Below are 26,493 nucleotides of genomic sequence, written 5' to 3'. Positions count from 1 at the left end.
GCTTAGCGCAGGTGAATAGTGATTGGTTTGATAGCCGCCCCTGGCGATCTTACCCTCTATACTATGGAGCCTTGCCACACATTTTAGACACCGATCCCTCCCCGCGCGGGCAGGAGCCTGCGGGAATCACGGGAAATGCCGACCGCCTCACTATTTCAGAATAAACAATCGTTGCAGTTCGCGCCGGTTGCGGGCGCCCGTTTTACGATACAAATTCTTCAGATGCGTACGCACGGTGTTCACACTCAAATTTAGCTGTTCACCAATTTGCTCGTTATTTATGCCAACCCCCACCAGGGTGGCGACGGCCTGCTCGGCAGGCGTGATCTTTCTGGCACCGTCGTTCACCCGCTCCCGGCAGACAACGGGCTGATCTTTCAGCAACGGAGCATAGAGCATGCGGGCAAATACGCGCGTCTGGGCCAGTTGAGCTTTCATGCTGATACTTTCGTTAGTCTGATTTTTAGCGGATTGCTGAATCCCCCATACCGCCACAGGCAACCCCAACGAGCGGATAACGGAAACCATGGTCACTCCGCCAACGCCCACCAGACGAGGCGTCACATTAAGCTCTTTCACTATGGCGTCGGAAAGCGTGCGGATCACCGGGGCATTAATGGAGGTGACGGGAGCGTCCGGGGTAATTTCCACATATTCGAAGGCAAAAGAAACCTTCTCTCTTTTCTCGATAAACACCGCCAACTGCTGCAATTCCTGCATCACCTGTTCAAGCTCGCAATTCGGCATCAGACGAATATCCAGATAAAAAATAAAATTCGCCGGGACGTGATTTAATCCGGTGCAGTTTGTTTCCGCATGCGTTGGCGTGATGGTGGAGGTGGGAGGAATAAAAAAAGGATCCGGACAGGCGTAGCGCTTGCGAATATGCTTCAGGCGAGAAATAAACAAGGCCGCCGCTTCAAAACAGTTTGGCCCCTCGCTAAAACCGGCATGATATTCTCTTCCTCGCGCATCAATACGCACCCAGGCATTACGCTTTTCCCCAATCTCGATAATACTGCCGGTTTCGTTGCCATAATCCGGCACCACAATCAGATCCTGCGGGCGAAATAGATTAGGGCTTTTATTCAGAATATGGCCGATACCTTTGGTGTAGTCGGTAAGACCGGCGCTGGTGAATATTACGCCCACTCCCATCGGGGAAGAGATATTTAATTGTTTTATTGTTTCCAGCAGTAATAAAGCGGAGACAATGCCCTGATTATTATCTTCTACCCCCCGGCCATATAGCCTGTCCCCGTCAACCCGCAGCGTAAAAGGATCGCTGACCCAATTTTCCAGCGGACCGCTGGCCGCGACATCCATATGGGTCACAATCCATAGCGTTTGTTTACAACTGGGCGGTAAATAGTGCGCCACCAGATTAGGCCGCAGCTTTTTATGTGCCCGGATATCCAGCGAGTCCATGCGCTGTACCCGGCACAGGCCATTATGATACAGCCAGCTTTCTATCCACCGCGCTTTAACTTCCTCACCCTCACCACCATGCTCCGGATTAATCGCCGGGCGGCAGACCAGTTCACGATGGAGTTCAATCACCCTGCCTTCTTTTTCTTCCAAAGCCTGTAACAACTTATGCATAAGAGCGACCATCGCTGAATGAGGAAATGTTTCTACTATATCAATTACCTGTGCAGAGGAATGTTTACCGTGATCAAGTCACAGTGTAAATATAAAATTAGTCTCACCCCCCGCCAGCCGGCTATTTTTATCACCAGGGGGGTGAGGGTCTCATGCGGAGATCATACTTTATCGATAAAACAACAGGTTATGTAAACCCAAGGGGGTGAGCATCCTCACTTATCAGCATTATCTTTTTGCTTCGCACTTACACGTTGTTTGCTGCCGCTCCCTGTCTGGCCGCGTATTCTCTTCAGATAAAAATAAATGTATTACATCTAGGGGGGTGAATATTAAATCAGACAAAAGGCGATAGGAATATTATTCTATTTCGTTAATCTGAAAACATTACAGTAGGTAGCACGCCAAAAAATCAGGGAGGATAATATTTTCCTTCCCATAGCCATATTATTTTATCCTTTTATTTCCCGGATATAGATCATCCGGATTTTATTACACGGTTGTCACATTAAATAACTACACTGGCACAGGAATAAAAAAATGAAAAAAACACTCGCCATTATCAGCCTGACTGGCGGACTGATGGTTAGCGCATATGCCGCCGCGGATACGAATGAAAAGAGCAGGCGCTTTTATCAGGATAAATTAACCGGCGGTATTGCACTGGTTTTTTTATCCGGAGAGTCTCAGGAATCGGTTTATCATCCGGATAACGGCGGGAAAAAAGCCAGTGAACTGGACTGGAAAATCAACAGCGCGGCTATTCTGAAAGCCGACCTGAATTACGATATTCTGCCCCGCCTTAGCGCAGGCCTGCGCGGCTGGACCACGCTTTCCTCTGGCGACGGCACCATGGACGATTATGACTGGATTGACGACAGTCAATCAGGCTGGTCGGACTGGAGCCATCACGCCAAAACCGATTTAAATTATGCCAATGAAATTGATGTGAATATCATTGGCTGGCTGGCCAAAGCCCCTGATTACAAAGTCGGCGCGACTTTCGGCTACCAGAGAACCGCCTTTAGCTGGTCAGCGTACGGCGGCGAGTTCAACTACGATAACGGCCAGGATATTTTCACTTACCCCAACGGCTACAAGATAATCGGCTACCAGCAAAAATACAGCATGCCTTATATCGGACTAATTGGTTTATGGCGCTTTCAGGATTTCGAACTTGGCGGCCTGATAAAATTCAGCGATTGGGTCGAAGGGAAAAGCAATGATGAACACTATGCCAGGGACTTGACCATACGTACTCAGGGAAATAATGCCCGCTACCTCTCCGCTACCGTTAGCGCCGGTTATTATATTTATCCAAAAACAAAAATTTATGCGGAAGCCTCCTACAATCGTTATGAGGAAGCCAGAGGCGGTATGGAATGGCGAGAAGAAGGAGAAACTGAGTATCTCGATGGTGACTGGAACGGGATGGATAATAAATATTACACATTATCTTTAGGCGTGAAATATATATTCTAGCCGCTATTAGCAGTGTTAATAAATCAAACAATAGATTTCGAGTTGCAGTAAAGCGGCGACTGGGAAAGTCGCCGAAAACGTGGATCATTCACATATCATGTGGGGTAATTGCAATGGGAAAATATACCAAGCCTGTTTTCGTGAACCAGCTTTTATCGGACAGAACGATAAAAACGGCAAGTAAATTTATAGCCTATAAATCCTGGAACGATGCCAATCTGTGGTTTGCAGAAGTCGTCGACAATGGAAATGCTTTTTTCCACTGGCATCAGGGGAAGAAAGCCGAAGGCCATAAGGACACCATAATCAATTATATTACCGCCGACGGCACGCAATGGCAGGCCACGATTAAAGATTATGTCTTCTTTCACTCCCCCAATGGAGATATTGCCAAAGGTCATTCAGATAGCAACATCGCTTATATCAGTGGCGATAACAAAGCTTATGAAGGTAGTTTTGCCGAATGGTTTGATGAATAGAAACCATGATTAAATGCAGATAAGCGATATAAAGGAGACGCCAGACGGCGTCTCCTTTAATCGTTGCGATGAGTAGAGGCGCGCATGACTAAAGCGGCATCGGATGGCAATCCTGTGCAGGAGAGCTTCTCGCCTGCACAGGGGGAATGCGGAAATAACAATGGCGGAAGGGTCTACGCGACAAACGCTATGCGGAGACAGCGGATCAGGCCTGCTTTGCTAACAGTGCCTTAATGCTTTCTTTGAATTCCGCCCCGAAATCCGGGTTGCGCAAACCATAGGTGATAAACGCCTGCGCATAACCTAGCTTACGACCGCAGTTAAAGTTTTTACCCGCCATCTGTACCGCATCAACCTGCTGAGTGGGGATTAGCTCGGCAATAACGTCGGTAAGCTGAATGCGCCCCCAGGCGCCGGGTACGGCTTTCGCCAACAGCGGCCAGGCATCCGCGGTCAATACATAGCGGCCGACCGCCGAAAGATCCGAACCCGCCGCAGAAGGCGCTTCCGGCTTCTCGATCATTGAGGTAATGGCTGAAGCATCACCCGCATTGACCAGCGGCTTTTCACATTCAACCACGGAATACTCCGGCAGGGCTTCATAAGGGCGGTGTTTTACCAATACCTGGCTGCGCCCCGTCTGTTCAAAACGCGAAATCAGCAACGCCAGATTGTCTTTGGTCTGATCGGCGGTATTCTCATCCAGCACCACGTCCGGCAACACCACCACAAACGGGGAGTCGCCAATAATGGGTTTCGCACAGGCAATCGCATGGCCCAAGCCCAGCGTTTCACCCTGCCGCACGTTCATGATGGTCACGCCTTTCGGGCAGATGGCCTGAACTTCCGCCAGCAGTTGCCGCTTGGCCCGCTCCTCCAACAGGGACTCGAGCTCAAACGAGGTATCAAAGTGATTTTCAATCGCATTTTTAGAGGCATGGGTAACCAGCACAATATCTTTGATACCCGCATTGGCACACTCGTTAACGATTTTTTCAATTACCGGACGATCGACCAACGGCAACATTTCTTTCGGGATCGCTTTGGTCACCGGCAACAGATTCATCCCTAAACCAGCAACAGGGATAACGGCTTTCAATGATGTCATGAATGGATTCTCTTCATCGGGTTGTTTTCACTTGGTAACACAGTAACTGCTGTGTCACGCATGACATTAAGATTACACCTAATCTTGCGCAAAGCGATCGCAGGGATGGATTTTTTCCGCGACATCGGACAATTCTGGTGTTACCACCAGCGTTGATCAATCTTAAGGATTAAAGCTCGATATCACTTTAACAAAGCAGCTCATCCTTGACTGGCCTTATGATATAGATACGCCATACTCGCCACTCACTCTGCATAACGCCGTTATATTGCATGTTGATTCAGATGATGTGCCGGAAAACTCCGGTATTACAGTAAATGAAACACTATACTGCGTGTGTGACGCTGCCATTTTTAGGGATAAAGCAGAGTTATTGGTTGTTGCAGATAGCACGTCGGATTCAAGCATTTGCAATGCACCTTGCGACGAAGACATTCTCGAAAACATCGCACGGACGCGCTTGCTATATGTTCCGTACCCTGCCGCCGTAGTCCCAATAATATCAATGTCTATTATTGCATTATGAATCTTTGACGCCTCATTAAATGACACAGTCATCAACTCGGCTCCCTTTACGCTAATGGTTGAAAGTTTGATTTGTTTCTCGATAAAAGTGGCCGCAGTCGTGTTTGAGTTCGTCAAAGATATTTGACGCTTTGCAGAGTCAATTGGGGCAACAGCTCCAGTATTAACAGCATGATATGAATCGCCAATGCCATTTAACGAAGGAATACCGGAGATGAAAGCTCCATTGGGGAAAGAACCACCGACTACGCATATCGCTGAACATGTTGAGTCAGAGTAAATAGGGCGGGTATATCGTTTAGTATACGAAGCTATATTGCTTACAAGCGGCATAACATTGCATCGTTGTGACGTTCCATAAAAACCAATCATCGGATACAAGTTATCATCAGCCGGGATCGAACGGATCGTTCCGGGATGAATATTCACACCTGTACTGTTCGTTACTGAAATGACTTCTTTCCATGTTGAAGGTAAATCATAAAACTGGTCAATATTAGGATGAATATCAACGTATGAACTGCCAATAACCTCTATCAATGCTGAGGTCGCCTTCAGTTTCTGCCCGCATTTCACGGCGGTTATATCAATCTCAATATATTGAGAGTTAATAATACGAGCAATACTCCCATCAATGTCACCAACCTCGATACCTCTAAATTGTGACCATTTAGTGCCAGTGACTCCGGCGGAATCAGCACCGATATACAGGAAGTCACCCAACCCATTGTAACTAATGATATTTGATGCGTTAGTCTCACCGTTTCTATTTTGATAGATTCTACTGATAGAACGGTCATTATACCCATTACCAGTGATGAGAATATTTGATATTATATTTCCGCCACCTTCTAATCCATCTCCAGAATTATAACCATCGGCGATCGATGTGTTATCGAGATAGTAAATGGCGTTACAGTTATGTAATTTCCAATTAGTCATTGAACTAAGAAATAGGACCTTACCGTTAAGACCATACTTAACATCAATGCAATTAATTGAATCAAATTCACTCCAAGCTAGTACATCCACATAAACAACCACATCTACCTTAAATTTATTACCATCGCAAGTAAAATTGTCAATCTTAACAAAACCACAATATTGCCCTGATTGCGTAGCGTAATTCTTAGTTCCAACAATAAAAAATGCGCTTATATCAACATTATCCCCTCCTGAATTGTCGACCTGAATTGCAGGTGTAAACCCAGATAAAGCGCGTAACCCACCATTCGTGATTCTAATTCCAGAACAACGATAACCAGATGCAATGTCATCCTGCACTTTAAGCGGCTTAGAAATATTATAGGTGTGTCCATAAAAATCTATAGCGCCTCTGTCAGTGTATTGAACAGAGAAATTGGAACCCGCATTGGGGAGAGAAAGGCGAACTGAATCAATTAATAGTTGAATGGCCGCAGTGGAATCAAAATCAGTAAATCCGGTTTCATGACACGAATGCGCACCAAAATTTCTTGGATCGTTCAGCTCCCATTGGCTTAAAAAGCCCCGACACAACCACCCCTGAAAAGACTGAGTCGGAGTCGTGGTGAAAGGTGGAAAACAATATGGCAGTTTCCCCATCCACTGGTACCACATTCCGGATGCTTCATCTAAAACGACATCGTAGTGTCGGGAAACAGTTCCGCCTGTGGAGAATGTCATTGAGCGCTTTTTATATCGCTGTTTCTCAATGCCCTCAATTAAACTTGCTCCGGTTGGCTTAGATAGCTCATTCCGTAATGCGGCATCAATCCCTTTCCCTGCACCGCCAGCCGATTCTGTCGTCGAACTGGCAGGAGCGACTTTGGGCAGGGTTCGGGTCCACTGGTCATATTCCCCATCGCTTCCGCTGGAAAGATCTTTGTTAAAAGTGCTGATGGTATTACCCACCTCAAAAGACTTCTTCGTGATATAGCCATACTTCAGCATCGCCTAGTGTCATCAGAATCAGTACCAGTCAGTGTACGGCGTTTTCGCCCCAAATGATCAAGTCAATATTTGTCACTATAGTTTGCAGCTTTATCGAGATTTTGAATATTGCAGAAAAGGTCTTTTGCGTCGTAAGCCGTTACTTACAAAAGGTATTGTAAAAAATCCTCTGACGGTTCCTCTTGAGCTAATGGAACCTGCGGTGGATAGGGCTTCATATTTCATTAGCATGATTTGTGCTATTTTTCATAAATTAGTGCTTTAAATAGGATTAAATTTAATCCTAATATAAAGATTCGTATTTCTCCGTTATAACACGCCATGTATATTCTCTATTGGCAATCGCGCTCATTTCAGGTCCTATATTGTGCTCCATATTTTTTGAGATCAACGCAATAAGCTCGTCACTATTTTTAAAATAGAATGCATTATTTTCGGTTGTATATCTATTAAAGCTACAATCAAATGCATAAATATTTACTGCAAAATGCATAGCCTCAACGAGTGAGGGATTTGTACCGCCAGCAGAATGTCCGTGGATGTAACCGATACAGTTATCTCTTAAATAGAATAACTCTTCCTGATCATACACAGGATCAATTAAATCTAAGTTAGCATACTGAGAATAATTCTTTCTCAAATTAGAACCATAAATACTATTATTCCAATTCCCCACGATTTTTAATTTTTTTGTTGTTTTTGCGAAGGAATCCAAAATCATTTTTATATTATTTTCCGGCTCAATTCTACAAACAGAAAAAAAATAATCACTTCTTTTCTTTTCAGTATTAAACTGAACAGCATGATCACCACCATAAGCTATAACTTCTGGATAAACACCGTAAGTAGTATTTACATATTCAGAAATAGCAATATTATCAGCAATCACCACGTCAGAATATTTCACTGCAAAATATTCTGATTTTTTTAAAAACCATCTAGCCAGACTGTTCCACTTATCTCGTTTCCATTCCAATCCGTCTATATTAGTAATAACCTTTGATTTAGATATATACTTCAATAATGGCAAAAAAATGCAACCTGACACACCTAAAATCAATATCACATCTGTTTTATAAAATAAACATTTAGCAAGAGAAAAAACATCGTAGAGTATACTTTGAATTCCGTTTGCTTTTAAGTTGATATACCTTAACTCTGCTCCTTTATATTCTTTTATTTTATCCTTGTATGTTTTAGAAGAACAGTAAATGACATATTTTATTCCATTTGTTCTATAGTTGTTTAAGTTATCAACAAGCGATTCAAATCCTCCATAGCATGCAGGTAGACCAACAGTGCCAACGACTGAAATTTTCTTCATATATTTACATTTACCGTTAATTATATAGAAACAATCACCGAATTACATTATAATTCATCTTACTAATAATAAGATGAAAATAAAAAAGCTATATTTCTTTTAAATGATTGCAAAGTAAATCCTTTACGGTAAATGAAATTATAAACCGAAAGTAAACCTGCAGACTCACTAATAAGATGAGTATCATATATTATTTTACGATCATCATTACCAAGGTTTTTATAGAAATACCTTTCAAATAATTTATCTTGTAAAAAAACTTTTCTCCTGAAATTTTTCACCCTTTTAAATCCTTTAAAAGAGACTAGAGAATAAAAATATCTTGTTAAACTGTTATTCTGTGCCCCTAAAACATTTCCGCCATGTTGCCTATAAAGCATTGTTGATTTTTTTACTGTAATAATTTGACCGAAATATGTAGCCACAAGAGCAAACCACCAGTCATGCATTGCAATAAAATGCTCATCTTCTATTTTTGGTAATGCAATATCCACGAGAGGTCTAGTGAGGCATACCGTACAACCTACCACATAATTCTGGAACAAAATCTGCTTCTTTTTTTTCGCCACATCTAAATCAATATTAATATATTCATAAAATGAATGACTAATTTCCTTTAGATGTGCATCAACCACTTTCAAGTCAGTATTAACCAGTAATGGTTGATGGATTCCGTGTTTATTGATCTCCTGTAGACATAATTCTATTTTATTATCTAGCCAGACATCATCTTGATCAGAGAAGAAATAAACATCAGCATCAACATTTCGAATAAGATAGAAGAAAGAGCCCGATGCGCCTCTGTTCATATCATCATCTATAATGACAATTCTATTGTCCTTATTAGCGTAACTTCTTATTATATCCTTTGTTCTGTCCGACGAAGAATCATCTCGGATATAGAGTGAGAAATATTTATAACTTTGATTCAAAATAGAATCGATCTGTTCAGAAATGTATTTCTCACCGTTATATGCGGATAATAAAATCGCCACACTGTAATTATTTTTCTTTTCCATTTACTTTATCTCTTTATTAGAACAGGGATTTCTTTATACTTACTGGCATCATTAATGAAAAAGCCTGAGAACAGAGAATATAATATTACTGATACCGATGAAATTATTACCGGGTTACTAAAGCCTGATAAAATAAAAACAAAAAAAGATAATAGGTTAAAATAACAAACACTACTTCTAGTTGTTTTCATAAACAAACCAATCATTCCGAGAAGAAGCACACATGTAACTATTGCGAAAAGCACAATACCCAGTTGCATAATCAATGCAAGTATCATTACTTCATAACCATACTTTAATCTATCATTTCTTATGTAATCAGGGAGATAAGAACCTAGTCCTTGCCCAAATAAAGGATTATTAGCTATCCCATCTAATAATGCCTTTGATTGCCGATATTTTTCTCCCGAAGACAGAGCTCCTTCCGCAAAAAGTCGATGATTAATTGAGGAAATCAGATCAAACGGAGTAAAAAGGCTTATAGCAAAAACGGCTAAGACAACGAACAATGTAAATATGGTGAAGAACACGAACTTTTTCTTTACTAACATTTCATTAACAAAAAACAGAAAAACAAAACTGACCCATATATATCGAGTAAAGGATAAAAATATTGTAACAATGAAGCATAATTTTATTATTTTTTTCCACTTAATATTGCAATAGTCAGTAAAAAAGAACAAAAACACTAAAAGATAATCATTAACGCCAACAACTCTTATAAAACCAGAAATACCTATATACCCCAATGAACTCATATCTGGAGAAAAAAGGTTTATAGCATCCTGATCAAGCATATTCCAAAAAATCAGCAAAACCAATATAAATTTAATAATTGCGTATGCAAAACCACCATATATACAAGCCTTAACAAATTGTTCAAACTTAATTGTGTCATTTTTTAATGCAACATATATTGTTATAAATATAAATATAGAAAGTAAGACACTATTGAGTAAAGTTATAGACTCTACATAAAACATCCTAGTGGTAGAAAAATATAAATAAGAAGATAATAGAATTATTATTATAGACAGCGCACTGAACATCGTTAATCTTGATATGTGCTTACCATCCATAGATAACAAAAAAGAGATCATAACAAGAACGATGACACCATATTTAATTGCAACACCAAACCCAAGAGGAAAAGAAACAAAAATAAAAGCAAGGATTAAAATACTAAAATTTAAAAGAGGTACGCGAAAACTACCTTGCATAATAATCACCCTTATCTGATGATTGTAATCATCATCATAAAATCATTAGAAATATATCAATCAATAAATTTTATATGTATATAAAATATTTAGAAAAAACCATAATAAACACATAGTTTAAACAGTTCAATAACAGACACTATTCACCTAAAACATCATCTAACCACTTGTCTAATGAATAATTATTTTTTACTGAACCAAAACTAACAGTATCTTTATTTTCTTTAATAAAGGTTATATCAATTTTAGGTTGATCTTGATCGATAATACTAATTTTTTCATCATTAAAAAAATCGTAGTAAATAACATCCTTGCCTGTTGTTATCAACTTACGATCAAGACCTAATGTTTCAATAGAACGCATTGTTAATCCGGTTTGATCTGGATGCGGTAAATCTAAAACACAGAGAGATTGCATATTCAATTTGAGGACTTTATCATACGATAACTTTCTAAAATGTATATCTCTTGATTGCCCTTTAAGCCATAGTTTTATCCAATGAGGGAAACCCGTTATTAGATAGGTATAGGTTTTTAGATCATTAGCAGCGGATTGTGCTTGTATCTCCCTAATCTGCTCTAATCGAGAAGATTGCAGAAGACCAATGAAAATAATATCATATTTGTAGGTATTATCATTACTATTACTTAATTCCTCTTTAACCCGATAGAATAAAGGTCTAAATTTAATTGAGGGGAACTTAAGTGCGTCATGCCTATCAAAAGATAAAACTTTATCAAAATAATCTAACCTTTCAATGAGCTGTGGATAGCGAGTGATTGAATCCCATTCATATAATATAAATTCACTATTAGATAATATATTTCTTAGATTTCTAATAAAATCATTACTATAGTCAGTCCCCTTAATTATGAGCACTTGCTCATACTTCTCTTTCTTTACATGATTTAATATTTTTTCTTCATGCCATTTTTGCAGATATTGAGCAGCATTAGGAATACGATAAAAAAGCCCCCCCCAGGGTCTCTGACGCAGAAAATAGGGCTTATCGATAAAAGCGGTAACATCACAACCGCGCTCAATCATGCGATTAACAATCGCATTTTCATAATCATAAAACCCTATCCCAATAAATAATATTTTACGCCCAGAAAAACTCATTTATACAACCCTTTCTCTTTCATTTCCTGGATACTGGTTTCATAGCTATCCACCTGGGTTTCTTGTGTCATTACCCAATCGACAAATTTCCTGATACCTTGTTCAAAGCTCACCGATGGCGTAAAATCCAGCACCGCTTTGATTTTATTAAGATCGGCAATATTATGCCGGATATCGCCCACGCGAAAATTACCAGTTGTTTTTACTGCCGCAGTCGAGCCATAGGCCTGAACCAGGGTATTTGCAACATGCGTAACGCTGGTTGATACACCGGCGCCAACATTAAAAACGTGCCCCGCTGCAACTGGATTTTCAATGCCGGCAATCGTGGCATTCACCACGTCATCAATATAAACAAAATCACGGCTTTCCTTTCCGTCTTCGAAAATGAAGATATCGTTACCATTACGAATTCGGGTCGAGAAAATAGAAAGTATCCCGGTATAAGGATTTGATAGCGATTGTCCCGGACCGTAAACATTTTGATAGCGGAAAGCGACGGCAGGAATATTCAGCGCCTTGCCCGCGGCCAAAACAAGCTGCTCTTGAGTTTGTTTTGTAATGCCATAGATTGAAGAAGGATGAATTTTGCTATCTTCGTGCGTAGTCAGCATTTCAACATTACGCGCGCATACCGGGCATTTCACTTCAAAATCGCCCTTCTCCATATCATCGGCATGCCGAGACTCCGGATAAACCTCACCGCACTCATCACAAGCATAACGGCCTTCACCGTAGATTGCTCGCGAAGATGCAACAACGATTTTTGAAACCTCATGCGGTTCATTCGCGAGCAGATCCAAAAAGATCCCGGTGCCTCCGACGTTAACATCGGTATATTGCTGAATCTGGTACATAGATTGACCTGTACCGGTTTCCGCTGCCAGATGAACCACGCAATTTTGACCTTTCAGAGCTTTCTGCCAGTCATCTTTTGAACGCACATCGCCATGAATAAAGGTAACTTTATCTTTAATACTTTCATACAGCGGTGAATGATCGCCATGAATCTGGGGGGATAAATTATCTAAAACTGTGACGTTCCATCCTTTTTTAATCAGCGCAAGCGCCAGGTTAGAACCGATAAAACCCGCTCCCCCGGAAATAAGAACATTATGATTTGACATATTTACTCCTTGTTTTTTTCAACAGATAACCATGACTGGGTTACCGGATCATATTTTTTAATTATTCTTGCTGGTATCCCAGCGATAACACATCCTGAAGGGAAATGTCCTTTAACAACCGAATTAGCGCCGACAATACAGTGATCGCCCAATGTTGTTCCAGCCAGAATACGTGCCCCTGCCCCGAGGAAGCAACGTGAACCAATACTGATAGGATTGTGTATTAAGGGTTGTTCTAATACATTAACATCAATATCTCTATATTCATGTTCCGTGTCATTAATCATCACGTCGATTGAGATCGTAACATCATCGCCGATATTCAGATTTCCTGCCGCAATAATGTGACATCGCTGCTGAATACTCACCCTATCTCCAAATGTTATCTCAGGGGAAAAGACCTTATCGCCATATTGGCTGATACCTTCTATTCGAGCGTGATGCCATATTAAAACATTACTTCCAGATGAAACATATTCCGGAGTCCAAAATATAGGTTTAAAAACAATGAGATGACTACCACACGATTTCATTCTGGGGCGATAGAAGAGATAGGTATAATATTTTCGAGACAAAAGATAAAAAAACTGTAATTTTCTTGAAAAAGGCATATTACTGAAATTTTTTATCTTTCTAAATATCTTATTCACTAGTGAGCTCAATTTAATGTTTATTATTTAAAGTATTGGTTATCGATATTTTATAATTATTAATATTATAACCAGTAATATATTTCAGCCTTGACTCAACCTCAACCCAGAAATCTTCAGTGCAGATTTCAGACTTTACTTTACTAATTTTAGTCATCAATGATAATTCATCATCGAAACCATCATCCATGACGTTAATACTATCATCAGCATCTTCATCAATATATCGTAAGCTTGCACAGTTATTCATATAGCTATCATAATAGGCCGTACTGTTGTACGAAATCGTCATGTGATACTTATCTGATTCCAGCAAAGACTTTATCGTGCCTGAAGCACATAAAGAAAATCCATATTTTTCAAAGATCTCATTATAATCATTGATCTGCAAAGACGGGTGCATCTTTACATCAATTTTAATTTCCGGATCCTGCAACTTCAGCGATGATAACAGTTTTAACATTTTCATGTTATTAGCGTGAAAGGTGTATCTAGACAATAGAACTAAAATACAGGGCTTGCCTTGTAATGTTCTTTTACCCAATTTTTTAGTCTCATTAGGATAACCGGCAACTAACATTTGCTCACGTGGTACACCATAACGAGAAAATTCGTTTTTTGTATATTCCCCCCAGCATAACAGCCGATCAGAAATAATATTTTCGTATGCAATCATATCTATATTTTTATTATCACAAATAAAATACAAGCCATGTTGTAGGGTGTAAGTGCGGATATTCTTATTTTTAAAAAAGGTATCTAAAACCCCTTCATCCATATGTGAACTACAAAAAGCGATATAAGCTTCTGGCATATCCACTCTTTTTTTTTCTAATGTATCGATGTAGTTCATTAAATAGGAGAAGAAAGATGAAATAAGTATTTTATCCTTAAAAGAAATCCCATCAACTCTCGAGAAAACAAATCGTATTGCTTTGATGATGTTAATTAAATTGACCTTTATCCTTTTTTTATTGTGATTAAGATCAATAAGGGGGCCTGGAACCTGTTCACGAACATAATTTAACAGTGAATAATAATCATCACGGCCATACCCCCCCATAGAATACAAAAAGAAAGGTTTTTCCTGCCCTACAGGTAGTTCAACATCTCGCGAGGAAAAAAATCGGGTTATATCCCAATAATTAAATACCTTTTTACCATAAATAATAGATGCCAACTCCACAGAAATAATTTTATGTAAGGGATACCCTCTGTAATTAAAAGATAGTTTCCCTTTATATTCTTTATATTTTAAGAAAAAGTCTTCCACCAGAATACCTCTATTAGGAATAGCCAAATACTATTTGTTTTTTTTGATGAGATAAAAAGATTTATACGCGCGCAGTAAGAAAACAGTCACTTCGGCAAGTAACGTTAATAACGCGATGTATAGCGCCATAACGTGTCCTGTAACATAGAGTACGGCTAAGCCTATAGAGTAAAAAGAAGCACCAATCATAAGAGTTTGATTAGCGACTCGATGAAATCCCAGACTGCCTAAAAGAGGAAATCCCAAAAATGACGAAGGCACGATAAACAAACAGGCAATCATAAATATTTTCACCAGAATAACTGCCGTTTCAAATCCTTCGCCAACGTACCAATAAATAACATCATCCACCCATCCCCAAAGTAAGGCACAAGCGATAAATGCAACAACCATAAGCGCACTACAAGTCATTAATAAAAAACGGACATCTTTTCTAAAAACCATAAAAGGATAAAAGGCCTGTGTTACCGCAGCAATAGCCATTTGTCCGAGTTTATAAAACTGATCCGCCACAGCATAAACGGCAGCGTCACTGGTTCCTGCAACACGTGAAACAATAAAGACCGACGCCTGCGTGTACATCGCCACCATGACTCGCGGCGCATAAAATCCCATCGCATTTTTCAACAAAAACGTCATATCCGCATAACGACACAAGGTAAATCCGTATCCCCGCCATTTGCTATATATAAGTGAAAAAATCATACAGACGATGGAAGAGAGGCCTAGCGTATAAGTAACCAGGTAAAACTCGGCAGAGCTGTGAACGAAGAAATAGATAACAGCAAGCATAACCAGTTTACTGAGCACGGTAGCAAAAGTAATAATTTTAAGGGCTTCGATACCTTGAAATAGCCAGTTCGGCTGTAACGATGTCGCCACCAGGAAAAGCCAGAAAGGTACGGCATAACTGAAAAAGTGGTGTGGGGGAGCCAACAGCACAAAAATAGCAAGGCTCAATAGCAATATTGGTATTTTTATTAAAAAGGAGGCTGATAACAATTTTCCTACATATTTAGGGTCTTCACGATGTTCCGAGACTTCCTTTATTAAATATAAAGCCATCCCTAAATCAACAATCACGAAAGCAAAGCTGGAGAGTGAGACACCTGACACATACAATCCATATTCATCTTTGCTTAATCTATTGATTAACAACGGCGTTAATATAACGCCGACAACAATTGAGCTGGCTTGAGTAATAATAGTTGCCAGAATATTAAAAAAAAGGTTTAGCTTTGGATGAATTGGTTTCATGAATGGTCTTTTAATTATATATTTTCAGATAATTTTAAAAAAATGGGCTTATTTTTAACCAAAAAGCCCATTTAAAAATAATCAATGAATTAGTCAACGTTCATAATTTTTAATACTTTTTCAACATCCTCAGGCGTATCGATTGCCAGACTATTGCCATGGAGGCTAACCATATTGACGTCATATCCCAGTTCCAGAAAACGCAATATCTCGATATCTTCCTCATTTTCAAAGGGGGTTTTTTCTTCACATGAAGAAAAATCCTGCAACGCCTTGATCGGAAAACCATAAATACAAATCTGCTTCCAGGATTTGTTAAATACACCAGTCTTACTGGAAGGAATCGCGGCACGGCTCATGTACATCAAGCGTCCATCAGGACGGAAAACAACCTTCGGGATGGTTTTACTTTCATATTCGGAAGGATCCGTAATTGGAGCCATGCCATTAACAATGGAATCCGGCTTACGCAAGCATTCGTCAATGATGGTTTTAATATCGTCTGGATTAATGATAGGTTCATCGCCCTGAACGTTGACGACAAAATCCAGATTGCCGATTTTCTGACACGCTTCATGGACACGATCCGTTCCCGTCTTGCATTCACGAGACGTCATAATAACATTTGGAGTAAATGTTAAACAAAAATCCAGAATTTTTTCATCATCGGTCGCGATGTACACCCTATCGGCTTCAACAGCCAGGCAGCAACGCTGCCAGACTCGTTTTATCATCGGCACACCATTCAACTCGATAAGTGGCTTACCAGGTAAACGGGTCGATTGATATCTTGCTGGTATCACTATGGCATAATTCATATATCACCTAATTATTTCTAAATGAGTAAAGTCCTTTATCTCATGACCGGTAAAACTTGCCGATGATCTCACTAAATTTGCTGCCGTAGATAACCCCGAAACAAACATAAAATCAATTTTATTTTCCTTGGCCGCAGTTAAATCCCCTAATGCATCACCAAACATAATGCCGTTTCGATAACCTCGTTCAAGAATTTTTTTTATATTATTAGCTTTCGACTCTGGAGAACCAAATATTCCTGAAAAATAGCTATCCAGGCTCCTCGCAGAAAATACATCCCGCAGTTCCTGTTCATCGGAACCGCTGGCCACATACTTATCTTCTTTAATAGCCGTTATAAATTCAATAAATCCTGTATTGAGTTTTGCTTCTTTATAGAGTTTTTTACAAAAATCCGCATAACGGTAAAGAATATTATCGTACTGCTGCTGATATTGTTCCTTTGAGCATAATAAAATATTTTTTAGAAAATACTCAATATGAAGGTAACGGGAGCGCCCGAAATTTTGAGAAAAATAATCGATACACTCATTGACCCGATGCACTGGGTAAGAACCCAGTGCTTTTTTCATCGCATCCAGTTTTAGCTGGTTTGAATCAAGGATAACGCCGTCACAATCAAAGATATATACATCATGATCAGACGAGAGGCGCATAAATCGAACCTTTTTTAAGCGGATAGGACGTAGGCGTTAATGAGATGATCTCTTTCTTCTCTTGATAGTCATTAATCCTAATGATCAGATCCACCATTTCCTGTTGCCTGTCATCACCTTTTTCATAGCCATCAAATCCCACCAGCCTTATGGATGATGAATTTGCGGCTAACGCTGCGGAAATCGCGTAACCGATGGTCAACTCAGAGGGGATTATGCAATAACTTTTTTCTACTGCATATTTTTCGGCCTCTACTCTTAGACCATAGTCAAAAATTTCCGTTTTCGGACTCAGGTAGGACAATTCGTCATTATTGAAACGATGCTTGGGAAGAATTAACGGCTTCGTCAGACTGCTATACTTGTTTTTATCTGCCAAAAACTTGGTGTTATGAGAAATAATATAATAACTGACGTACTCTGCCGGGATATTCTTATTCACATTGATGGATAGCACAATTGGCTGATGCTCGACAATATAATCGATAATGCCGTTCTTATAGCGCAACACACTGTCGCCGCTACCAATAATCAGTACCTCACGATTGGCGAACCGCCCGCTCAAATCATCGCCGCCTGCAACAGTATCGCTATCTTGATCGTTAAGTTTTAAAGCCTGTTCTAATACCTTACCGCTGTAGGAGGAGGCCTGCGCCTTACTGAGGTAATCTATTGCGCCGACAATTTCATCAGGCCCATAGCGCTCATTGGATAACAGGTTCTGTACATACGTTGGATGCACATTGTTCTGCGCTCCGATGAAATAGAGAAAATTACTTCCCCAACCATATGCCTTCTGCATCTTGTCAAAATGCCTGACCACCAGATCGTAAACGGGAGCCGGGTTATAAGGCGATCCGGACTTACTCAATACGGTTAGCAGGTTTTCAGTCTGCGCGTTACCTGCCCCACGCCCCATACCTGTTACAGTAACATCCAGCCAGGTAACGCCATCTTCGTAGGCCATTAACGTGTTATCAAGGGCTTTGGCCATGTTATTGTGCGTATGAATACCTAGCTCGCCTTCCCAGTGAATTCTCAGCGCCTGAATAATTCGCTGAACCTCTTTGGTATCCATATTGCCTAAAGAGTCAGCAAAATAAAGCACATCAAGACAGTTCCATGCTACAGCCTGCCGGGCTTTCTCAGAAATAACTTCACTGGGCTTGCCGCCAGATTGCATCAGATTGAATCCGACTTTATAGCCTTTTTGCTTCAATGCCTTGGCGATTGCTCCCGATTGCTCAACTTCATGAAAGTGGGCGGCAATACGCACTAAACTGATTTTACTTTCTGTCTTATCGACAAATAATTTATTAATCGCCTCTTCTACCGGCATATTTGCAGAAAGAACCGTTTTAGCATCAATCATGACACCATAAACCGGCCCCTCTGGCAGAACCAGACGGTTGACCAAACTTTCTGTCGTGTAAGCAAAAGGCCCTAAAAAACCATTTTGAGGAAAGTTACGCAATCCCAGTTCGACATAATCAATCTTAGCTGCGGCAACCGCTGCCAAATATGCATTGACGACCTCAAAATCGAAATCCCAATTGTTGTAGTAGCCACCGTCACGTAGAGTACAGTCCAGAATTTTCATTCCCATTACCTCTTTTAAGAATAAGTTTGTAATTCGATAAGTCCGCCTTAAAACACATCTGCTTCAGACAGTCTTTTCGCATTCTTGTCCTTCTCTGAAAGTAACGGCTGTATATCCAGCGGCCACTCGATACCAATACTTTCATCATTCCATAAAACGCCGCGGTCACTTATCGGCGCATAGTAATTGGTCGTTTTATAAAGAAACTCTGCTGTTTCGCTCAATGTCAGGAACCCATGAGCAAAACCGGCCGGGATCCAGAACTGTCGTTTATTTTCTGCGGAAAGATGGACCCCTACCCACTGCCCAAAAGTGGGAGAAGACTTTCTTATATCGACCGCAACATCGAACACCTCGCCAACAACACATCTAACCAGTTTATCCTGTGCGTGCGGGGCCAATTGATAATGCAAGCCGCGTAATACGCCTTTGGATGATTTTGAATGGTTGTCCTGAACAAAGTTTATAGAATATCCAATGGCTTCTTCGAAATTTTTCTGGTTGAAACTTTCATAAAAAAAACCGCGATCGTCGCCAAAAACAGTAGGTTCGATAATTTTTACAGCAGGAATTTTAGTATCGATTATTTTCATGGTTATCACTTATTTATACAGTTGAATATTCTCAAGTGCTTTTTTCCAGTCGCTGGGATGAATATCAAAGAATTGATTTATTTTACAGCAGTTCAATTTTGAAAAGTGCGGTCGCTTTGCAGGCGTGGGATACTGTTCTGTTTTTAGATCATTGAGTTCGGGCTTTCTTTCCAATATGTTTTTTTCTACCGCGATATCGAATATTTTCTCAGCAAATTCAAACCAGCTGACATAAGGTATGCCGCTGAAATGATATATACCCCAGTGGGTTGTTTTTTGAGCGTGGATTTTTTTTGCAATTATAATTAAGGCGTCGGCGATATCGCCAGCGTAAGTCGGGCCGCCAAACTGATCGGCGACAATACCGAGTGAATCACGATCCTTACCCAGACGAAGCATGGTTTTTACAAAATTATGACCATCCTCGCCAAAGACCCAGGCCGTTCTCAGAATAATATGTCGCTCACAGGCCTGCGCGACGGCAACCTCGCCGGCATGTTTACTTTTACCGTAAACGCTTTGCGGATCGATAGGATCCGATTCAACGTAAGGCTCGTCGCTGTCACCATTGAAAACATAATCGGTTGATATATGTAATATTGCCGCTCCGTTTTCCTCCGCGGCCTCAGCCAGAAATTGCGGCCCGTCTCGATTGATTTTATAAGATAAATCTATTTCCTGTTCTGCTTTATCAACTGCGGTATGGGCGGCAGCATTAATAATTACGTCCGGCTTAAATGTAGCGACGGACTGAAATACCGCTTTACGATCGGTAATATCCAGAACGTCCCGATCGACTGCAAGCAATTCCGTACAGCCTTGCAAACGCTCAACCAGACGGCTTCCTACTTGTCCATGAGCACCCGTAATCAATATTCTCATCATCATTTATCTCAAACAGTTGGTTTAAGCAGCGATATTAAATAACGGCCATAGTCATTTTTCAGCATAGGCTCGGCTAAAACGGCAAGCTCATTATCGTTCAGCCAGCCGTTGCGCCAGGCGATTTCTTCCAGACAAGCAACTTTCAGCCCTTGAACATGCTCAATGGTTTCGACAAAAGAGGATGCCTCATGCAAACTTTCATGAGTCCCTGAATCCAGCCAGGCAAATCCGCGCCCTAGCAATTCGACATTAAGGCTACCATCATCCAGATACATTTGATTGACCGCGGTAATCTCTAATTCACCTCGACTTGACGGTTTAACAGCCTTCGCAAAATCAATAACTTGATTATCGTAGAAATAAAGTCCCGTTACAGCCCAGCTTGATTTCGGTTTTAGCGGCTTCTCTTCAATTGAAAGAACTTTATTATCTGCGTCGAATTCAACCACGCCAAAACGTTCAGGGTCTTTTACACGATAACCAAATACTGTCGCGCCGCACTCCCTGCTTGCTGCCTGAGCCAGCGTTCGCGAGAATGACTGTCCGTAGAAAATATTATCACCCAGCACCAGACAACAGTTATCATTGCCGATAAATGATTCTCCGATAATAAAGGCTTGCGCCAAACCATCAGGACTCGGTTGAATAGCATATTCAATATTAATACCGTATTTGCTGCCATCGCCTAATAAGCGATGAAATGCCGTACTATCCTCTGGTGTCGTAATAATTAACACATCACGGATACCTGCCAGCATAAGCGTTGACAAGGGATAATAAATCATCGGCTTATCATAAACCGGTAATAATTGCTTTGATACACCGAGCGTGATCGGATAAAGGCGCGTTCCAGAACCACCCGCTAAAATAATACCTTTCATTATTTCTCTCCCGTACCCAAACGTTCCCGGCTATACGATCCGTCTAGAACCCGGCTCCACCATTCTTTATTATTCAAATACCACTCAACCGTTTTCTTTATTCCTGAATCAAAAGTCTCCTGAGGCCGCCAGTCTAGCTCATTGGCTATTTTACTTGCATCGATTGCATAGCGCGCATCATGCCCAGGACGATCCTTGACGTAAGTAATTAAATCCTTATAAGCACCGACATTCGCTGGCTTATTTGGTGCTAACTCTTCAAGTAGGGAACATATTTTCTCAACCACCTCAATATTAGCTTTTTCATTATGTCCGCCAATATTGTAGGTCTCGCCGATAACTCCGGTAGTCACTACGGTATAAAGCGCTCTTGCATGATCTTCAACATACAACCAGTCACGAATTTGTTTACCATCGCCATAAACCGGTAACGCTTTGCCTTCCAGCGCATTCAGAATAATCAGCGGGATCAGTTTTTCCGGAAAATGGAAGGGGCCATAGTTATTCGAGCAATTAGTAATCAGTGTTGGTAATCCATACGTTCGATACCATGCACGCACCAGATGGTCGCTTGAAGCCTTTGATGCGGAATAAGGGCTACTTGGTGAATAAGGCGTCAACTCAGTAAATAAATCGTCCTTACCATGCAGATCCCCGTAGACCTCATCGGTTGATATATGATGAAAACGAAATTGTGCTTTTTTCTCGTCGGAGAGCTGATTCCAATATTGCCGCGCAGATTCCAATAATGTATACGTGCCTACAATATTGGTTTCGATAAACGCGGACGGCCCATCGATTGAACGATCAACATGACTCTCAGCCGCCAGATGCATCACAGCATCCGGCTGATATTGTATAAAAACACGATCTAATTCTGTACGATTACAAATATCGATTTTTTCAAAAATATACCGTTCGGAATCACTAACTTTATTAACTGATTCTAAATTTCCAGCATAAGTTAATTTATCGATATTGATAACTAAGTCGTTAGTATTTTTAATAATATGGCGAACGACTGCCGAACCAATAAATCCGGCACCACCAGTAATTAATATTTTCACTATTAGCCCTTTGTGTTAAAAGAACAAGAATAGTACCTTGCCGATATATGACCAGCAAGGTAATTAAAGAGATAAGCAATTATTTATCAGATTTATAATCGTATGTATAATAATGATAATTACCATAACCATAGTAACTGGCTGCGCGTTTTACAATTGCGTTCAGAATCACACCTTTAATCTCTGCACCATTTTGCTCAAAGCGACGAATACTCACCTCAATCTCTTTTAATGTATTCAGCTCAAAGCGAGCAACTAATAGTGAGGTTCCGGCATGACGGCTAATAATAGCAGCATCAGTTACCGCTAATATAGGCGGTGTATCAAGTAACACAATATTGTAGTTCTCTCCAGCCCATTTTATAAATTCAGGGAAACGGCTATGCATCAGCAACTCAGAAGGATTAGGCGGAATTTGTCCTCTTGGGATAAAATCCATATTTTCTACCGCCGTTTTTCGAACTGTTTTTTCTGTAATTACTTGCCCAGATAAAATATTGGATAAACCGTTACCACCATCAGTTCCCATTAATTCATGAGCATACCCTTTACGCATATCACAGTCGACAATCAAAACTTTCTGTCCTGATTGCGCAATAACCGCCCCCAGGTTGGCACTAACGAAGGTTTTACCAATCGCCGGACTGGCGCCGGAAATCATCAATACATTGTTTTTCGCTTCCATCATTGCGAAATGCAAGCTGGTGCGTAAGCTACGGATAGCTTCAATAGCCAAATCCGTTGGATTACCGACAGCTAGCAACTCATTCGAACGGGCGTTAATTTTCTTGTTCTTATTACGAACAAATAGCTCTCTGTCTTTTTTCTGCTGCCATTCGGAAAGCGGTACGCTGGCGTAAACATTAATACCTAATTCCTCCAGTTGCTCCGGGCTTTCAATACCCCTATGCAACATGGTCTTAAGTACTACAAAAGCGGTGGAAAGCATTCCACCTAAAATCAGGCTTAATAAAACGATTAATGGCTTTTTAGGTTTAACCGGCTTTAACTGCGTAGCGGCCGAGTCAATAATACGCACATTACCGACCACGCTGGCTTTATTGATACTAAGCTCCTGCTGCTTATTCAACAGTTGCATATATACTTCCTGCCCAGCTTCAACATCGCGAGTTAATCGCAGAATTTCCTGCTGGGTTTTTGGCATGCCGCCGACACGTTTATTTAATTTGTCTCTTTCTTGCTCCAGCGTTACACGCTTTTCCATCAAAGCCCGATAAGCCGGGTGCTCTTTGGTATACAGCTTGGAGATTTCCGCTTCTTTAAAGGTCAGTTCATTTAGCTGCGATTCGACAGACACCATTGTGTCTAATACCGCTTTAGCCTCTAACGATAAATCAACGGATTCATTTAGTTGGCGAAATTTATTCAGTTTATTTTCAGAATCATTCAACGAATCGCGGACACTCGGCAATTGCTCTTTTAAAAACTCTAGGCTTTTCCCCGCCTCTTCTGATTTTCGCTCTACATTTTGCTGCAAGTAATTCTGGCTAATACTGTTTAAAATTTTGCTGACTTTAGCCGGGTCTTCCCCTTCCAAACTAAGCTGCAAAACGCCGGTATCTTTGCCAGTATCGCCCACAGAGAAATTAACAAGTAGCGTATTAATTGCAGTTAGCTCATTAAGTTTTTTTAATCGAAAAACAGTGCCTTCCGACGCAGCAATATCACTGACTAATAGCGAAAGTCCATTCTGCTTTTCTAACTGACCAACGGTGCCAGTGAGGCTAACAATATCGCCGGCGGTTAGCTGATAAGTTGTGTTACTTAATATCTTCAGTTCAATTTTTTCATCCTGCCAGGAATCAGGAACTTCGAGACGAGAAACCGCTATTTCCCCTGGTTCTTCATTTAAGATTCGAGCTAATCCTTTGCCAAAAACAGGAAAATATTTTTGTTCAACCACCGTATCTAAAGAAAGATCGCGAATCGTTTTTCCGATTACCATACGCGATCTAATCAGTTCAACCTCCGCCGCCGACTGTGGCTTCGCCTCCGGCAGCATACTGGAGATATCACTCAATAGCTTGTTACCTGAGTTCTGCTCTACCTGAATTAAGGCATCAGCCTTGTATATGGGGGTCGCCAGCGTGGCATATAAAATCCCGACAATAGCGAATAGCGCGGTAACACCGATAATAAACCATTTATTATCCAGCAATGTTCCTAATAAACGCCCTAAATCAATCTCATCCGAATTCGTTTCAGATGCTTTTACTGAAATTTTCTCTGCCATGGGTTTCCCTGACTTGTTAACTTAACGGCTTAATGCTTGCACCCATTTCTGGGCAGATTGCTCAAGTTGTGAATAGACGAATTCAAACGCTTCGCGGCTTTTACGATAAGGGTCGGCAATTTCCTGTTGATTCAGCCAGTAGCCGAATAGCATGGTTTTACCGCGAACCTCTGGCGCAATTCGGCAAACAGCATCGATATGGCCTTTTTCCATCACCAAAATCAGATCATACTGACGGCATAAAGCGGAGGTAAGTTGCTGAGCGCAATGCCCTTCAAGCGAAAGACCATGTTGGCTGGCCACATCTGTTGCAGTCGCCTCTGCCGGTTTGCCTACCAATGCCCCCAATCCAGCTGATGCAATCTGTTTCGCGGGTAACGCCTGTTTTAACAACCGCTCCCCGGTAGGGGAGCGGCAGATATTGCCCACACAGACCACTAAAATAGACTCAAACATTGTTATCTCTATGGCCAGTTACGGATACGTAAAGTGCCTTCGGTCAATTCATTAAAGCCAGAAATAGTCGGGACAATCTGACTGATTACACGATTCCAACGCACCAGCGGCGCCGTAGTGACATAAACAATGTCATACGGTTGTAGCTGGAATTCAGTCCCCATCACCAGCGCGGTAGCGTCTGCTGTATTTAACTGATAAATATTCGCCAGTTTTTTACCCTCGGTGCCGCGTAAGGAGCGGATCACAAATACCCCGGTGGCATCAGCAACGGACTGTGATATCCCCTCTGCATTACCCAACGCTTCGGTCAGCGTCATACCGCTGCGATCCATTTTCAGCGTACTCTGCTTACTGACTTCGCCCATCACAAAGACTTTCAGATCGTCGTTACGGGGAATATAGAGGATATCACCGGGATACAGCAGACGGTTTTGCGACAGGTCGCCATTTTGCATCAGCGCCTGGAGGGAGATACGTTGCTCTTTGCCATTATGGGTCAGGATAATATTACGCCAGTCGGCATTCTCCGTTAACCCGCCGGCTTTATTAATAGCGTCCAGCACCGTCAACGGCACGTTGGTAATTTCCTGTTGACCCGAAGTGGTCACTTCTCCGGTCACATAGGCTTTTTGCGATCTGAATGCGGCAATACTGACGTCAACCTGAGGGGATTCGATATACGTCGCCAGGCGGCCCATAATCTCATCACGCACCTCAGTCACCGTCTTACCGGCTACTTTTACCTTGCCAATATAAGGATAGAAAATCGTACCGTCGGAGTGTACCCAGTTGCCAGTATCGGCAGCCGTACGGTATGTCCCTGCCGGGGTGGTTAACTCAGGGTGATCCCACACTGTCACCATGATCACATCACCAATACCGATACGGTATTCATAGCGCTGTAACTCTTGATCCAGCTGTGGATTGGTCTGCGCCACCAGCGGCTTAAGGCGCATTTTATCCACTAAAGATGGGGTTAGCGGATAAACATTGACCAACTTATTAATATCAAAATCAGCATCCTGCTGCTTTACAACCTCTTTTCCACTGGTGGAAAGGTGCGTGCCGGGAATAATGGTGCAACCACTCAGCAGCACTGCGGATACCATCAGCGGTATCAATTTTAACCTGTGCTTTATCATCCTGTGTATGCCATCG

General features: G+C 41.3%; 23 protein-coding genes. 2 read left to right on the top strand and 21 right to left on the bottom strand.

What is annotated here, in order from left to right; translation table 11 throughout:
- Positions 1-150: 150 nt before the first annotated feature.
- Entirely contained in the window at positions 151-1,602 is a 1,452-nt protein-coding gene (locus HOY33_RS09280; protein ID WP_172289922.1) for a M20 family metallo-hydrolase, read from the bottom strand.
- A 540-nt stretch (positions 1,603-2,142) separates the two neighbouring features.
- Between HOY33_RS09280 and HOY33_RS09275 the strand changes: the two genes are divergently transcribed.
- Entirely contained in the window at positions 2,143-3,084 is a 942-nt protein-coding gene (locus tag HOY33_RS09275) for an omptin family outer membrane protease (RefSeq protein ID WP_172289921.1), read from the top strand.
- A gap of 113 nt (positions 3,085-3,197) precedes the next feature.
- Positions 3,198-3,563, top strand: coding sequence for a DUF4751 family protein (locus HOY33_RS09270; protein ID WP_172289920.1), 366 nt, complete (start codon positions 3,198-3,200; stop codon positions 3,561-3,563).
- 205 nt (positions 3,564-3,768) lie between these two features.
- Here the strand turns inward: HOY33_RS09270 and HOY33_RS09265 are convergent, their stop codons facing one another.
- The 20 genes from HOY33_RS09265 to HOY33_RS09170 form a co-directional block, all read right to left on the bottom strand.
- Positions 3,769-4,671 (bottom strand): sugar phosphate nucleotidyltransferase, encoded by a 903-nt coding sequence (locus tag HOY33_RS09265; protein ID WP_172289919.1) that lies wholly within the window; start codon positions 4,669-4,671, stop codon positions 3,769-3,771.
- Positions 4,672-4,887: 216 nt separating this feature from the next.
- On the bottom strand, positions 4,888-7,128 hold the full coding sequence (locus HOY33_RS09260; RefSeq protein ID WP_172289918.1) for a hypothetical protein: 2,241 nt from the start codon (positions 7,126-7,128) through the stop codon (positions 4,888-4,890).
- Between the two features lie 283 nt (positions 7,129-7,411).
- Positions 7,412-8,452, bottom strand: a complete 1,041-nt coding sequence (locus HOY33_RS09255) for a DUF1972 domain-containing protein (protein ID WP_172289917.1) — start codon at positions 8,450-8,452, stop codon at positions 7,412-7,414.
- 62 nt (positions 8,453-8,514) lie between these two features.
- Positions 8,515-9,471: a glycosyltransferase family 2 protein gene (locus tag HOY33_RS09250; protein ID WP_172289916.1), complete on the bottom strand. Its 957-nt coding sequence runs from the start codon at positions 9,469-9,471 to the stop codon at positions 8,515-8,517.
- A 5-nt stretch (positions 9,472-9,476) separates the two neighbouring features.
- Positions 9,477-10,691 carry an O-antigen ligase gene (locus HOY33_RS09245; RefSeq protein WP_172289915.1) on the bottom strand — a complete coding sequence of 405 codons (1,215 nt, stop codon included), beginning with the start codon at positions 10,689-10,691 and terminating at the stop codon, positions 9,477-9,479.
- Between the two features lie 139 nt (positions 10,692-10,830).
- The gene (locus tag HOY33_RS09240) at positions 10,831-11,814 is read right to left on the bottom strand and encodes a hypothetical protein (protein WP_172289914.1); all 984 of its coding nucleotides are present in this window, start codon (positions 11,812-11,814) and stop codon (positions 10,831-10,833) included.
- Complete coding sequence (locus HOY33_RS09235) at positions 11,811-12,941, bottom strand: NAD(P)-dependent oxidoreductase (RefSeq protein WP_172289913.1); 1,131 nt, start codon at positions 12,939-12,941, stop codon at positions 11,811-11,813. The genes HOY33_RS09240 and HOY33_RS09235 overlap by 4 nt, the downstream gene beginning before the upstream one ends.
- A 2-nt stretch (positions 12,942-12,943) precedes the next feature.
- Positions 12,944-13,591, bottom strand: a complete 648-nt coding sequence (locus tag HOY33_RS09230; protein ID WP_172289912.1) for an acyltransferase — start codon at positions 13,589-13,591, stop codon at positions 12,944-12,946.
- Between the two features lie 13 nt (positions 13,592-13,604).
- Entirely contained in the window at positions 13,605-14,864 is a 1,260-nt protein-coding gene (locus tag HOY33_RS09225; protein WP_172289911.1) for a hypothetical protein, read from the bottom strand.
- 30 nt (positions 14,865-14,894) lie between these two features.
- A complete protein-coding gene (locus HOY33_RS09220) occupies positions 14,895-16,121 on the bottom strand; it encodes an oligosaccharide flippase family protein (protein WP_172289910.1) in 1,227 nt (408 codons plus the stop codon).
- Positions 16,122-16,210: 89 nt separating this feature from the next.
- A complete protein-coding gene (locus HOY33_RS09215; protein WP_172289909.1) occupies positions 16,211-16,939 on the bottom strand; it encodes a 3-deoxy-manno-octulosonate cytidylyltransferase in 729 nt (242 codons plus the stop codon).
- 3 nt (positions 16,940-16,942) lie between these two features.
- Positions 16,943-17,596 (bottom strand): HAD family hydrolase, encoded by a 654-nt coding sequence (locus tag HOY33_RS09210; protein WP_172289908.1) that lies wholly within the window; start codon positions 17,594-17,596, stop codon positions 16,943-16,945.
- Entirely contained in the window at positions 17,580-19,196 is a 1,617-nt protein-coding gene (locus HOY33_RS09205; protein WP_172289907.1) for an aldolase catalytic domain-containing protein, read from the bottom strand. The genes HOY33_RS09210 and HOY33_RS09205 overlap by 17 nt, the downstream gene beginning before the upstream one ends.
- 47 nt (positions 19,197-19,243) lie before the next feature.
- Positions 19,244-19,789 carry a dTDP-4-dehydrorhamnose 3,5-epimerase gene (gene rfbC / locus HOY33_RS09200; protein WP_172289906.1) on the bottom strand — a complete coding sequence of 182 codons (546 nt, stop codon included), beginning with the start codon at positions 19,787-19,789 and terminating at the stop codon, positions 19,244-19,246.
- 9 nt (positions 19,790-19,798) lie between these two features.
- A complete protein-coding gene (rfbD, locus tag HOY33_RS09195; RefSeq protein WP_330527777.1) occupies positions 19,799-20,674 on the bottom strand; it encodes a dTDP-4-dehydrorhamnose reductase in 876 nt (291 codons plus the stop codon).
- An 8-nt stretch (positions 20,675-20,682) separates the two neighbouring features.
- Positions 20,683-21,555 (bottom strand): glucose-1-phosphate thymidylyltransferase RfbA, encoded by an 873-nt coding sequence (gene rfbA, locus HOY33_RS09190; protein WP_172289905.1) that lies wholly within the window; start codon positions 21,553-21,555, stop codon positions 20,683-20,685.
- Positions 21,555-22,625, bottom strand: coding sequence for a dTDP-glucose 4,6-dehydratase (rfbB, locus tag HOY33_RS09185; RefSeq protein WP_330527834.1), 1,071 nt, complete (start codon positions 22,623-22,625; stop codon positions 21,555-21,557). The genes rfbA and rfbB overlap by 1 nt, the downstream gene beginning before the upstream one ends.
- Positions 22,626-22,701: 76 nt before the next feature.
- On the bottom strand, positions 22,702-24,876 hold the full coding sequence (gene wzc / locus HOY33_RS09180) for a tyrosine-protein kinase Wzc (RefSeq protein ID WP_172289903.1): 2,175 nt from the start codon (positions 24,874-24,876) through the stop codon (positions 22,702-22,704).
- Between the two features lie 21 nt (positions 24,877-24,897).
- Positions 24,898-25,332, bottom strand: a complete 435-nt coding sequence (locus HOY33_RS09175) for a protein tyrosine phosphatase (protein ID WP_172289902.1) — start codon at positions 25,330-25,332, stop codon at positions 24,898-24,900.
- Between the two features lie 8 nt (positions 25,333-25,340).
- On the bottom strand, positions 25,341-26,477 hold the full coding sequence (locus tag HOY33_RS09170; protein ID WP_172289901.1) for a polysaccharide export protein: 1,137 nt from the start codon (positions 26,475-26,477) through the stop codon (positions 25,341-25,343).
- Positions 26,478-26,493 lie beyond the last annotated feature (16 nt).

The organism is Brenneria sp. hezel4-2-4, assembly GCF_013155275.1.
GTDB lineage: Bacteria > Pseudomonadota > Gammaproteobacteria > Enterobacterales > Enterobacteriaceae > Brenneria.
This window is presented reverse-complemented; position numbering and strand designations above follow the sequence as displayed.